This window comes from Paenibacillus sp. GQ49 (assembly GCF_059759055.1).
The window spans coordinates 28,643-42,178 of record NZ_JCAXEL010000011.1 but is presented as its reverse complement, the minus strand read 5'-3'; the positions used below and the strand labels follow the sequence as shown (position 1 = coordinate 42,178).

Genomic DNA, 13,536 nt, shown 5'->3' with positions numbered 1-13,536 from the left:
TTCCCATTAAACGTTAGATGAACCTGCACTTTTTAGGATTACATTCCAATCTTCTTCTTCAAAAAGTATGTTGTCTTTATCCTCTGTTACTCCGATCCGGACCTCAAGGATCACCATCCTGGTTTCAGCCAGAATAGAAAAGAGACTCTCCTTGGTAATCACGAACTGATTGCCCATACTCACTTGCATGACCTTTCCGTTGACAAGCACTTGCCCACTGCCTGCAAGCACGGTCCATGCTCTACACCCAGTTCTATGCCAGTTCAACCCGATATGTTTGCCCGGTAGAACCGTTATGTTTAATGTGGTTACAGTTGTATTCTCATCGTCTAACGAACTCTCAATGACACGATAACTGCCCCAGATTGCTTCACCATACATCGGTTTTAATGGCAAGTTACCCAATTGCGCTTTAATTTCATTTGAATTATTTTTGTTGGCAATGAGAATGCCATCCGGACTTGCGGCAGCGATAATACCTGGCACGCCAATGACTTGGATGGGGTAGGGAAGCTCGTTAATAATATAGGAATCGGAGGAAGAACCCGAGATTCCACCGTGTCCGATTACATGGGTATCTAACTGTGCGCACAGCGTATCCCAGCTTCCGATATCCTGCCATACTCCCTTATAAGGCAGGACTACGGCCCGCTGCGCCTTTTCTGCAACATGCTTGTCAAAACTGCGTTCAGGCAACCCTTCATACAAGGAAGACAATTGATCATAATGAACCGGAAGCCCCATTTTTTTAATATGGGATATCATAAACGCGACGGTGAATGCGTACACACCGCAGTTCCATAGTGCCCCACGTTGTAGCAGAGTTTCAGCAATGGTGGCTTCGGGTTTTTCTATAAATTGTGTTATAGGCGCATAAGCATTACGTTCTTCCCCACCCGGCAGGATGTATCCATACTGTTCTGAAGCATGTGTAGGCCTTGTCCCAATTAAAGCGATATCGGCTTGAGAATGTTTCATTATGTCCGGCAGTAATTGGAAGTTGCTGAAAAAATCTTCACCTGCGAATACATCAGCTGGCGCGATACAGATCACATCGTCATCTTTGGCCATTCGGAAGGTTTGCAGATATAACGTCGCTAAGGCCGCCGCAGTAAAAGTGCCTCGTTTATAAGGCTCCCCAATGACTGGTATTTTGCCTTGAGTATGTCGTGCCGTAATATTAGCCTGATCCTGATGTGAAATAATGAGTGTTGAATCCGTTAGGGATGAACTGTCAAGCTGGCGGCATACTCTGCTGATCATGGATTCCCTACCTCCAGCGGGTGATGGAAGTATATCTATGAACAGCTTGGAGCGAAGCTCATTGGATAACGGCCAGAGCCTTTTGCCAGAGCCGCCGCACAGCAGTACGATATGCATGGGCTTCCTCCTTAAGCTCAGGGAGCTTTACTGTAGATTTTCCGTTTATGAAAGGAAAGAGAACGATATTTAAGAGCCAGATTGCGGATTTGTTGCTCTTTTAACGAAGAAGCGTTCACATTCAGACTTTTATTCTTGGAACTTCTAAGGACCATGCTGCCTGGGTTTTTCGTATACATAAAATTGGCATACGTTTCATACTCGGAGAAACCAAACTGTTTCTTCTTATTGATATTGGAGATGATCGCTTTGTACCATGGCAGCTTATGAACCGCTTCAATTTTCTGTTTTAAGGCAGCGAGTTTCGATTTGTCGAACAGCATATAATGGGTGACAAAAGAGCGGGGACGCGGAGCTTTCATACCTAACAACTTGCTGTAGGTATTGAAATATTCCGGCTGGCTCCAGTCACGGCAGTAAAAGACTGTTTTGCCTTCTACAAGAAATGAATGAGGTTTAATCAGTACGGTATCTGCATCCATGACTAGAAAGTACTTTGCCTTCACAATGGAATCTCCGTTCATTTTGAGCAGCTGCTGATATAACCAGCCTGACCGATTCCATCGGGAGGACTGGTAGTGTATGTCGTTTTTGGTTATAGGCAAGACGGATCGCTCATTAACAAAAATGCAGTTTTTAAGGGAACAGAGCTTTCTGATTTTGGTGCTGACCGGAGAAACAATATATATGTTTCCAATGGGATGTTTTACATAACGGCGAATGTTATCGATGACGAGGGGAAGGGTAGCTAAATCTTTCTCGATCGCTGGTATAAGAACATCAATCTTAGGCGCATTATTCAATCGGATTCCAGGCTGGACGGACATCTTCTCAACTCCTTGCACAAATCGTGATGACTCATTATATGGTATGTGTGCAAAAGTGTTTTGGTCAGGGCATGTGCAAATATACATTTTTACCAATAGGGGCTTATGTTGAGGGTTCATTTATCGGTATTACATATAATGCTTGCAGGATCTTGATCAAACAGCAGGCTTTGATGCGGTTGCTGAAGGGAGAGTTTACGACATGGGAGTCGATAAGTTGCAGCCGTTAAGAAGCAAGTGGTTAAAAACAAAATTGATCATTAATAATGAATTAATTAAACCGTTTATCCCCGACACACAGAAATATAACAAGACAAATCTGAAATCCATGATCAGCAAATATGGAATGGTCTATGTCAAACCCGAGAGAGGTACTTTCGGGATGGGTGTTATTAAGGCCGAGATGGAAAGTCATCAACATTTTGTCTATCAGATAGAGCAAAAACGCCTGACGTTTGACAGCTTTGAATCGTTTTATAACAGTCTGACTCGTCTGGTGAATAAAAGAAGTTATCTGATTCAGAGAGGAATCCATCTTCTTAAGCACAATAACAGACGTTTTGACATCCGAGTCATGATACAGCTAAGCCCGACCAAACATTGGGAAGCTACCGGAATCATCGGCCGACTGGGCCATCCAAAGAAAATCGTAACCAATTATCATAGTGGTGGAACACCGATGGATATTCACAAGCTGCTAAAATCACATGCATCCACCAAACGCAGAAATGAACTGGTTCAAGAGATGAATGAGCTTAGCCTGCGCATAGCTCGTCATATGAAAAAAAAGTACCCGTATCTAATGCAAATCGGTGTAGATATCGGCCTTGACCACAGTCTGAAACCCTGGATTATTGAAGTGAATGTCAAACCTGATCCATATATATTCAATCAATTAAAGGACAAGACGATGTATCGCAAGGTAATACGATATTACCGCCATGCTTTCCCCAAAAAAACAAAATAACAGACTGGACTTTTCATAGGAATGCTGGAGAAGGTTACAAGCTCAAGAGTCGCCGATGTGGCGACTTTTTTTGTTGATTTGCGTTTGAAGGTCGGAATAATGCATTTCATCCCAATTTGACTCCGAAACCTATGCTAAAATAGTATATTCGAGAGTGAAATTCAGAGTCGATGTCTATGAAAGGCGGATGTTCCCCCATGTTCAATATTGCAATCTGTGATGATGAGGAGCAGCAACGAGAACGTGTGAAATCCATGCTGGTCTCCTTATCTCTAAAAACCAATTTTGATTTTCAAATTAGCCTATTCACATCTGGTGAACAACTGCTCTCACACTACAGAGAGGTTGGGGACACATTCAATATTCTTATCTTGGATGTGGAGATGGGCGGAATGAACGGAATTCAGACCGCTAAAGAGATCAGGAACATGAAGTTTCTGGATGTACAGATTATGTTTCTGACCAGTTACCCGGAATATATGGTGGAGAGCTTTGATGTCATCACCTTTCAATATCTGATCAAGCCAATCCAGCCGCAAGTTTTCGAGGAAAAGATGATTAAGCTGTGTCAATATTTTCAGGCATTGGACAAAAAGTATGTACTAATCAAATCAGACTATGATGAACTGCTGCTGAAATATGATGATATTCTCTGGATTGAGGTGGTCAAAAGTTTAACGATCAAGAACAAGTTGAATTTTGTGACTCAGGAAAATGTACATGAGACCAAAGGCATTTTATCCAGCTACGCTACCGGTTTGAAAGATCATGGTTTCTTGCAGATTCATCGCTCGATTATCATCAACCTGATGCATGTTCAGAAGTTTTCCGGCACCCAAGTCGTCATGTTGAATGGAACGGAACTGCCCATAGGTCGCTCCAAGGTCAAGGAAGTCAAGGATGCCTATACCAAATACATGATTATGAGGATTCAATAATATGGATGCCTATATGATCTTTTCCATCATCTTCGTGACCTTACTTATGGCATTTCAGGCAAATTTTTATTTTGATTCTGTGTTGGGCAAGTCCAGCCGGAAGCCGCGTAGAGCGATCTATTTCTTGGTATTTGTCATGTTGGGTTATTTTTATTTGGTCTCTTCTTTCTCAGATATCGTTTCTACTGCTGTTGCTCTGTTATTAATCTTCAGTCTGGCACAGTCCTATGAAGTGGAGTTCAAAATCAAGCTTGTTTTTACCATCCTGTATGCGGTTCTGATTACTATGGCAAATGCCATCGCTGTATATATTCTCGGTGTTCTGGAATCCGCGGATTACAGTTCAATGGATCAGTTCAACGGAGAAGACCACTGGATTCTCTCCAAAGTGATGCTGCTTGGTTGCAGCATCATGTTCGTTGTCATTCAAGTTGTCCGTCTCGTCGCCAAACGTAGAAGTTTTGCCGTTCACTATCGGTATTATTTGCTGTTTCTCATCGTACCGATCATTACGATCTATCAGATCAATGTGGCCTCCATATACAGTGAAAAAAACATATTCTACGTCTTTTCTGTACTGGGCTCTCTATTTCTCAACGTGTTCATTGTATATGTATTCGATAATATGGTGGAAAAGGTACAGCTTGCGCATGAAAACACCCAGTTACAGCGTCAGATGGACTACCAGGATGCCAACTATGAAAAGACTGTTCATAGTTTCAAAAATATTAAATCCATCATCCATGATATTAATCAGCAATTTCTGTATATTGATGAATGTATCCAACGTAACGAACTGGCGGCGGCAGGTGACCATATCAAGTCAACATTAAATACCATTGAAGGTGCGTATCAGCGGGTGAACTCCGGCAATCTGGTCATTGATGCTCTCGTTACAAATACGCTTGCTATGGGGCAGGCAAACGGGATCAAAATCGACACCAAAATCCAGCTTCACTCGCAGCATATCCAGATCGATCGGTATGATCTGTGTGTGGTGCTTGGTAACATGCTTGATAACGCAATTGAAGCCTCCAAGAAGGTTAGACAGGCCGAGGATCGATACATCCTGATTGCCATTCACTCCACATCAACTGCACTTGTCATCCAGATTATGAATCATGTGGAGCAACCGATCGTTGACTTGAAAAGTGACAAGCCCAATCCGGAGTACCATGGGATCGGCCTAACCAATATATCGCGAATGTGCGAGAAATATGGTGGACATATGAGTATTGAGCATCAGCATCGGAAATTTAACAACATGGTTGTGCTTCCGTTCCACACCGACAATCCCTGAACCTGCCGTTCAGGGGTTGTTTTTTTCCATTGAGGGTCCGTTTGCGTTCGAACAGTCTCTTCCCGGATATGATGAATTCATTCATAAGAACATTTGAGGGAGGACATGGGATGAAAAAATTAATTAGTCTTTTATGTACAGCAGTGCTTGTAATTACGCCGCTTACAGATGTCAGCGCAGAGGCGAACAACAATGCAACGATCGAGGTACGGGCGGAGCAAATTGCCAAGGAAATGGTACAAAACTACGGTGTCACCAGTGTGCAATATGCGATCATGGATGAAGGGGAATATATTTTATCAGATAGTGTCGGACTGCACGATAAGGCATCACAGAAGCCAATAGACAAGGATAGTATGTATGGCATAGGTTCGGTTAGCAAAATGGTTGTTACGGCAGCCGCCATGAAGCTGGTTGATTCCGGTAAAATAGATCTGGATGAGCCGCTTACTTCGTATATCAAGGACTTTAAAATGGCAGATGCGCGCTATACTCAAATCACACCGCGCATGTTGATGAATCATTCATCCGGTCTTTACGGTACACATTATGGAAACAGCATGTTGTTTGACGATAATGACACCCGCAATCATGATGAGTTATTGCTCAAACTTCAGTCCGAAAAACTGAAATCCAAACCTGGCGCATACTCCGTCTACGCCAATGACGGTTTTCAATTGCTTGAAATCCTGGTTGAACGGGTGAGTGGGTTAAGCTACAGCGAATATATCGCCAAGTATATCAGCGAGCCATTGAAGTTGGAATCAACGAAGACACCACTAGATTCCTTTGATAGAGCGCAGTTATCCGAAACCTATTGGCCTACACTTGAGATGAAGATGCCTACCGAAAATGCTAACATTATCGGCACCGGCGGAGTGTACTCTACCGCAGAAGAATTGAGTCAATTCGGAGAGGTTTTAATGGGGAACAGGCCGGATATTCTGTCCGAATCTGCTGTGAAGGCCATGCAATCTCATGAATATCGTAATGGCATATGGGTATCAGATGAACAAAATACGATCAATTATGGCTTGGGCTGGGACGCGGTTGACCTTGCACCGTTCAGCGATTATGGGATTACCGCGCTTGCCAAAGGCGGGGATACCATGTTGTACCATGCCGTGTTAATCACTATACCTGAACATGATATTTCAATGGCGGTTCTATCATCTGGTGGATCTTCCGTCTACAATCAGATGTTTGCCAGCAAAGTGTTGCTGGACGTTCTGGAGGATCAGGGCATCATCGATGATGTTCAGCCTGATCAGACATTCTCACCACCTGTCAAAGTGAAGATGCCAACAGAATTAAATTCTTACTCGGGTCTCTATGGTACGGTAGGAGAGACATTGGATATAACGATTAAGGATGGTGAGATGCAACTGCCTGCTTTGCTGGGAGGAATTATTCCTGAGCAGACCTATGTGTACTCAGGCGACGAACATTTTACAAGTGAGGATGGCAGTGTAAAAGCTAGCTTTGTGAAGGAACGTAATGACAAGGTGTATGTTAAAGTTCAGGGCATGATTACGTTACCCGGCATAGGCCAAACGGTAATGAACACGTATGATTATCAAAAACTGGATCATAATGCGCTGGACGCAGCAACCAAAGAGAAATGGACAGCTCGTGACGGCTCGAAATATTACGCGTTGGATGAAAAAATAACATCGATCTTTTATCTGCTTCCATCGATGCTGATCAAGAACCTTTCCGTTGATGCCAAAAATGGCTATGCTAATGGCACGCAAATTATGGATGCAAACAACGCAGAGAATATCGCCGAGATTCCTGTGATGAATGGAAGAGACGCGTTTGATCTGCAATTTTACACGAAGAATGGCGCCGAGATTTTGATCCAGGATGGGCATGAATACATTGCCGAGGATGCGATTACTCCAATCTTTGGTGGAAAAAAAGGAATTACGACTATTCCGGCAAACGGTCAAGCCCGGTGGTATGCGATCGACGCCCGATCGGGTAACAAATCCATCACGGTGGATTCTCCCAAGACCGGAGGTTATGCAGTGTATAATGATAAAGGGGAAATGGTTGACTTCTCTGTAGCAACCAATCAGGAATCGACAAAGCTCCCGAAAAGTGGTTTTATCGTTTTTGGTGGGGAAGCCGGTGATGTATTCCAGATTGAATTAAAGTAGAGCAGAAACTTCATTAATGAGTCAGGTTCGCAACTAATCACCGAAAAAATACAGTTATCAAGAAGTCGCCTAGTGGCGGCTTTTTTGATTTTTTATTAGAATAATTTAACAATCCGGTAACAATTCGCATTCACTACTCGTTATATTTATGTAGTTAAATATCAGGCTCATTTTTAACAGGAGGAATTACTATCCATGACCAATAGACATAAATAAACTCATAGGTTGGACCTATGGATTCCTAGTCTCAGCCATGGGTAATAACATGTAAGTACAGAATAAAGACAGGGAGGAATGAACCTGATGTTTCAACCACGTTCTATTATGATGAGTATCTCGTTAATCGTTATAGTTCTAACACTTGCAGCTTGCTCTGGTAGTAATGAACCCTTGCCTAGCCCTCAACCATCAATGCCAGCAGGTGAAACAGAAGAAGCAAATGAAACGGAGCGTCCACAGACGGCAAGTTTTGAAATGTTGACCGCAGATGGCAATCAATCACTAGAGGCGACCTTACAACAAGGAGGAGAATTTTCCTTGTACGTATTCGAGAAATTTACATTTGATGCTGCTCAAGGCCGTCTGTCACTGACTAGTAACGCTGACTATTATGTGGATATTGAACCACTGCCTTCGGATTATAATCTGGCAGAATTGGAGACAGCGGGTAAAGAAGAATTAGAAAAAGCCGGTAAGGTATCTGATTATAGTGGAGAACTGGTAGAACACCCGCTTGGTTATGCCGAGCTCTATCTTCAGGCCTCAGGTGAAGAAGGCATTAGTGATTATATGGTCTGGAAATCAGAAGAAGGGGATGCATTTTTATTCCGTCTTCATAATCCAAAAGGAGAAGAGGCCTCTGATTTCGCCAGTCCGGTCCTTGTTTCGTTATCCACCGTTCAGGGTGATTCGTAACGTGGATGACTATAATCATTTCAACGAAAGTCGCCAACTGGCGGCTTTTTTACTTTTGAAAATTGCACGGAGAAGTTGCGAGATGAAATATTCACTTCCATTTGACTTAGAGCACACTCTAAGGTGTAGACTAGCATCAGCAACGATCCCAAAGGAGATGAATAGAATGACACAGGAAAATAATACTAGAACTTTACAACATAAAATGGGCTCTGGCTTCAACCATAACAGTACAGCGGAGGATGTATTGAGAGATCTGGACTTGTCAGGACAGCTGGCTATTGTAACGGGTGGATATTCCGGCCTCGGGTTAGAGACGACACGTGCGCTTGTTAACGCGGGAGCACGTGTAGTGGTGACTGCGCGTCGTCCAGCGGTTGCGAAGGAAGCACTTTCTGGTCTGGAAGGTGTTGAAATAGTTGCATTGGACCTCGCTGATTTATCCAGCGTTCGTGCTTTTGCCGAGCGGTTTCTGGCGAGTGATCGGAAGATCGACATGCTGATTCTTAATGCGGGTATCATGGCTTGTCCGGAGACGCGGGTAGGTCCTGGCTGGGAAGCTCAATTTGCAACAAATCATCTGGGTCATTTTGCCCTGACTAATCTGTTATGGCCAGCACTAGCAAGTCAAGGGGGAGCACGTGTTATTTCCTTGGCATCAGCGGGACATCATTTCTCACCGATTCGTTGGGATGACATCCAATTTGAACATGGCTATGAGAAATTCCCTGCCTATGGACAGTCCAAAACAGCAACAATTTTATTCAGCGTTGAGCTGGATCGTCGAGGTGCAGAGCACGGCGTACGGGCTTTCTCAGTTCATCCAGGTGGAATTATGACACCACTACAGCGTCATATGCCAAAAGAGGAAATGATTGCTCTGGGCTGGATTGATGAATCTGGACAAGTGGCCAATCCTGCGTTCAAAACGCCTGAGCAGGGGGCAGCGACGCAAGTCTGGGCAGCAACTTCACTTCAGCTTGAGGGAAAAGGCGGTGTCTACTGCGAGGATTGTGACATCAGTGAATTGGCTCCAGAGGATGGAGGTTTCTACGGGGTCAAGAAGTATGCTATCGACCCTGAGCAAGCTATTCGTTTATGGGAGCTATCGGCCAAGCTGACTCAAACAGACATAGAACTCTCATAATCATGTAGTTGCGGCAACAAAGCAACGGCTTGCTTCCATGCAGGAGCTCACGGAAAAGTTCAAAATCTAAAGAGAATACGATTAATTATAATGAAAACAACATAATTTCAAACAAAATCTCCTATTTAGCATATAATAAAGAAGGAGCATCTCATTTTCGGGATGGTGCAATCATTTCTTTATGAATTCAGGGAGAGAAAATCATGAATATTTTTGAGCATCAGATACCTTTGGAAAAAGTGAAATTCAATGAACCACTAAAAAATCACACGTTTATTAAAATAGGTGGCAACGCAGATATTCTCATCCATCCAACAACGATAGACGAAATCACTAAAATCGTGGAAATTGCCAACTTACATCAGTTACCTCTGACGGTCATTGGAAAAGGCTCAAACGTCATTATTAAAGACGGGGGTATCCGGGGAGTAACGATTTCTCTTAGCCACTTTGATCAAATTAAAGTGAATGAGGACAGCATGATTGCGCAAAGCGGCGTTGATATCATTGATGTATCCAGACTTGCTTTGGAGCATAGCTTGACCGGTTTGGAGTTTGCTTGTGGCATTCCTGGCAGCACGGGGGGCGCACTTTACATGAATGCGGGTGCTTATGGCGGTCAGATCGCCGATGTTGTGGAACGTGCGACTGTGATCACCAAAGACGGTGCAGTGTTGGAGATTCCGCGAGAAGAGATGAAGTTTGGTTATCGAAATAGTCTCTTCAAGATGGATCACTATATCATACTGGAGGCCGAATTCGGGCTCAAAAAAGGAAACAAGGAAGATATTGCAAGCAAAATGAAGCAATTAACGTTCCTGAGAGAATCCAAGCAGCCGCTTGAGTTCCCCTCTTGTGGAAGTGTATTTAAACGACCTGAGGGACATTTTGCTGGTAAACTGATTCAGGATTGTAACTTGCAGGGCACTCGCATCGGAGGTGCTGAAATCTCCATGAAGCATGCAGGTTTTATTGTAAATGTGGATCACGCTACTGCCCAGGATTATATGGATCTGATCCAATTTATTCAGAAGAAAGTATATGATACGTTCCAAGTTGAATTGGAAACCGAAGTAATCTTTCTGGGAGAATAGCTTCATTGGAATCATTAGGAGGTCGCCTTTGGCGGCCTTTTTTGCTTGTGGGAATGGTACTGAAACAAGTATCCACATGCTAATTATGGTAATATCAGAGTGATTGTATTTAATATTTCATCGTTATCATAAGGAGTGTACATGGAGATGTTCAAGCGTAACAGGAGAATTCTGCTAATCACTGCAATGGTAATTTTACTATCGCCCCTGTCAATCTTGGCATATATGTATATGAATGAACGAGCTGGCGGGCTAGCCGATCAACGGATATCCAAAGCTTGGGGATTGAATGAACCTATACATATTCCTATAGCGAACAGTCCTCAAGGGGCCGTTCAAGAATTTAGAGGTGAATCTTATACCTCCCAATTCATTCATCAGGAGGCTGTGGACGGGGGCATGATTTTGTTCACGCACAAAAAAGGTCGGGAAAACAACAGTAATCTGCAGATGGAGTATACCCGCAAGAACATTTTCGGATGGAAATGGGTATGGGGTGGAGGATATTCCATTAATGAATCAGTTGAATCCAAGTTTGCGTTGAATTATATGAGCATACCGAAATTGGAAAAAGTCTCGGCCCCGTTACCGATGTTATTTGGTGACATCATAGACTCCACTATCAGACGTGTAACTGTTGAAATCAAGCAAAATGAAAATCTCGCCACTTTCAATGCGAAGCTGGTTGAGGCAGGTGAGAACCAACAAATCTGGTACGCATTCCTGCCTTCATCAGCGACTCCTCCTTATACAATCAAAGCATACGATGAAAAGGAGAACCTCTTAATCAACAAAGACATTGAAGAGGCAGATGGCTTTGGCTCATTATTTGTTGAATAATCTCAAATAGAACCACGCAAAAAACAACGGCATTCGAAGACTTTAGGTACGAGTCTAAGATTGCTGCTGTTTTACGGTTAGAGAATAAATAGTTAACTGGACTTTGGATCATCTGCGGTTCGATTGGCCTTCACATATTTGAGCTGTGCAACGATGATGACACTGATGATGACCAGCAGGAACCACGAACTAATTTTGCTAAAGCTAACCAGTTGCCAGGCATCATGCTGATCAGGATATTTCCAGGCATTGAAGAATGTAGCTATGTTCTCAGCAGTCCATATGAAGAAACCAACAATGATAAAAGCAAGCGATAAGGGCATTCGATAGGTCGTTGCTCGTACCCGGTAAATAATCCAGGTTTTCCAGAAGACAATAAATACAAGCGCCGTCAGCCACCATCGAAAATCGGGCATAAAATGATGAGTGAAAAAGTTAATATAGATGGCTGCTCCCAGCAGCATCGAAGGTGCAAAACCAGGCCATCCGGTCATGTCCATTCGCAGTCTTCGCCACACTTGACACATAAAACTGGCTACACTTGCATACATGAATCCGCTATAAAGAGGGACACCCAGGATTTTGCTGTATGCTTGCTCAGGGTATGACCATGATCCCATCCATACTTTATAAATCTCCAGCACCAGGCCAATAATGTGAAATACACAGATGACCTTGATTTCATCCCGGGTTTCCAAGCCGCTTCGATACATCAGGTACTGCACTGCAAGCAATACGAGCAGAATGGCATCATACCGATGAAGGAAAGGAATAGGAATTACGCTGGACAGTGCCAGTGTTCCAAAGATCGCTACGGGAAATATGCAGCTCATGGCCTGATGATAGCCAAAATGAAGTAGTTGTATTAGAGATTTCAAAGTTGAGTTAAACTCCTTTCCAAACATGTTGGAGCAAGATTCATTTAAGATTTAAGGTTCTTCATCACGGACGTTTTTGCCTACACTTCATAATATAGATATGCTCCATGAATAAAAAGAGAAAAAACCACGCAAATCTGTTCTTGTTTTCAAATTAAAACGAACACCCTTAATTGATAATGATTTTCAATTAGATTAGAATGAAAGAATAAAAAGCTCACTACGTCTCGCATAACGCGAGGCATGTGACTCTACCAGGAGGAATGAATATGTTGATTCAAACTCGAAGTATTATTGTCAAAAAGGGACATAGCGATAAGATTTTGGAACGTTTCAGTGGTCCAACTCCTGTTGTGGACATGCCCGGTCTGATTGATTTTAGTGTCATGGTCAACAAGAAAAGTACAGAGAACGAAGAAGTGATGGTCATCATTCGCTGGGAATCGGAAGAAGCATGGAAAAACTGGGAGAAAAGTGATGTTCATATCAAAGGCCATCGTGAGAAGAGAGCACAGGAGAAACCTGATTATCTAATAAGTACAACCGTAAATATGTATCAGGTACAGACCGTGAAGACAGGTAACGGTTCCGAACAAGGGTCATAATCAGACCGCGATTCTTGCATATGGGCAATTCTATGAGCGGTCAACAGGGTCACTCCATGTATATTCTCTTGTGGTTATGTTAAAATGAAATTCGTACAATTACATTAGACAAGGAGGCCGCTATGCAACCGATTAAACCTCAAGACATTCAGCTCCGGATCAATAATCTTGCTGATCAGGACTTATACGTACATCTAGAACTTACGTCAGGTGCTTACGCACAACATATGGACAGTACAAAACATCCAGCATCGGCATTCATTACTAATGCGGCCATACGATATACGCAGGGGTCCATTTCAGGTACAGGTCCATACCGTGTTGGTCTGAAAACAACGCAGGGATGGCTTTACGCCGAAGGTCTTACACATATTGATGAGCAGGAACAAGAAAGACTGATTCTCGCCGGTCACGACAGCCAAGGTAAACTAGTTGTGGCGTTACAATTAAGCCGAGAGATGTTCTGATGAAAGCGGAGGATTG

The 13,536-nt window shown here is 43.2% G+C and carries 13 protein-coding genes; 10 read left to right on the top strand and 3 right to left on the bottom strand.

What is annotated here, in order from left to right; all coding sequences use genetic code 11:
- Nucleotides 1–6: 6 nt before the first annotated feature.
- Entirely contained in the window at nt 7–1,380 is a 1,374-nt protein-coding gene (locus AC6CIF_RS19065; protein ID WP_498201121.1) for a sugar phosphate nucleotidyltransferase, read from the bottom strand.
- 17 nt (nt 1,381–1,397) lie between these two features.
- Entirely contained in the window at nt 1,398–2,207 is an 810-nt protein-coding gene (locus AC6CIF_RS19060) for a DUF6492 family protein (protein ID WP_498201119.1), read from the bottom strand.
- Nucleotides 2,208–2,409: 202 nt separating this feature from the next.
- On the opposite strand from AC6CIF_RS19060, the gene AC6CIF_RS19055 reads away from it, so the two are divergent.
- The 8 genes from AC6CIF_RS19055 to AC6CIF_RS19020 all read left to right on the top strand — a co-directional run bounded on the left by AC6CIF_RS19055 (nt 2,410) and on the right by AC6CIF_RS19020 (nt 11,570).
- Complete coding sequence (locus tag AC6CIF_RS19055) at nt 2,410–3,174, top strand: YheC/YheD family protein (protein ID WP_244988334.1); 765 nt, start codon at nt 2,410–2,412, stop codon at nt 3,172–3,174.
- 197 nt (nt 3,175–3,371) lie between these two features.
- Nucleotides 3,372–4,112: a LytR/AlgR family response regulator transcription factor gene (locus tag AC6CIF_RS19050; RefSeq protein ID WP_498201117.1), complete on the top strand. Its 741-nt coding sequence runs from the start codon at nt 3,372–3,374 to the stop codon at nt 4,110–4,112.
- A gap of 1 nt (nt 4,113) precedes the next feature.
- Nucleotides 4,114–5,412, top strand: a complete 1,299-nt coding sequence (locus tag AC6CIF_RS19045) for a GHKL domain-containing protein (RefSeq protein ID WP_076211970.1) — start codon at nt 4,114–4,116, stop codon at nt 5,410–5,412.
- 110 nt (nt 5,413–5,522) lie between these two features.
- Nucleotides 5,523–7,574: a serine hydrolase domain-containing protein gene (locus tag AC6CIF_RS19040; RefSeq protein ID WP_498201115.1), complete on the top strand. Its 2,052-nt coding sequence runs from the start codon at nt 5,523–5,525 to the stop codon at nt 7,572–7,574.
- Between the two features lie 303 nt (nt 7,575–7,877).
- The gene (locus AC6CIF_RS19035; protein ID WP_498201113.1) at nt 7,878–8,489 is read left to right on the top strand and encodes a DUF8580 domain-containing lipoprotein; all 612 of its coding nucleotides are present in this window, start codon (nt 7,878–7,880) and stop codon (nt 8,487–8,489) included.
- A 166-nt stretch (nt 8,490–8,655) separates the two neighbouring features.
- Complete coding sequence (locus AC6CIF_RS19030) at nt 8,656–9,636, top strand: SDR family NAD(P)-dependent oxidoreductase (protein WP_498201111.1); 981 nt, start codon at nt 8,656–8,658, stop codon at nt 9,634–9,636.
- 185 nt (nt 9,637–9,821) lie between these two features.
- Nucleotides 9,822–10,730 (top strand): UDP-N-acetylmuramate dehydrogenase, encoded by a 909-nt coding sequence (murB, locus tag AC6CIF_RS19025; RefSeq protein WP_498201259.1) that lies wholly within the window; start codon nt 9,822–9,824, stop codon nt 10,728–10,730.
- 147 nt (nt 10,731–10,877) lie between these two features.
- On the top strand, nt 10,878–11,570 hold the full coding sequence (locus AC6CIF_RS19020) for a hypothetical protein (RefSeq protein WP_498201109.1): 693 nt from the start codon (nt 10,878–10,880) through the stop codon (nt 11,568–11,570).
- A gap of 92 nt (nt 11,571–11,662) precedes the next feature.
- Here AC6CIF_RS19020 and AC6CIF_RS19015 read toward each other — a convergent pair whose 3' ends face one another.
- Nucleotides 11,663–12,448 carry a DUF817 domain-containing protein gene (locus AC6CIF_RS19015; protein ID WP_498201107.1) on the bottom strand — a complete coding sequence of 262 codons (786 nt, stop codon included), beginning with the start codon at nt 12,446–12,448 and terminating at the stop codon, nt 11,663–11,665.
- A gap of 269 nt (nt 12,449–12,717) precedes the next feature.
- Here AC6CIF_RS19015 and AC6CIF_RS19010 point away from each other — a divergent pair, with 269 nt between their 5' ends.
- Both AC6CIF_RS19010 and AC6CIF_RS19005 read left to right on the top strand, forming a co-directional pair.
- Entirely contained in the window at nt 12,718–13,053 is a 336-nt protein-coding gene (locus AC6CIF_RS19010; protein WP_498201105.1) for an antibiotic biosynthesis monooxygenase, read from the top strand.
- A 122-nt stretch (nt 13,054–13,175) separates the two neighbouring features.
- Nucleotides 13,176–13,520 carry a YojF family protein gene (locus tag AC6CIF_RS19005; protein ID WP_017688572.1) on the top strand — a complete coding sequence of 115 codons (345 nt, stop codon included), beginning with the start codon at nt 13,176–13,178 and terminating at the stop codon, nt 13,518–13,520.
- The last annotated feature ends 16 nt before the right edge of the window (nt 13,521–13,536 follow it).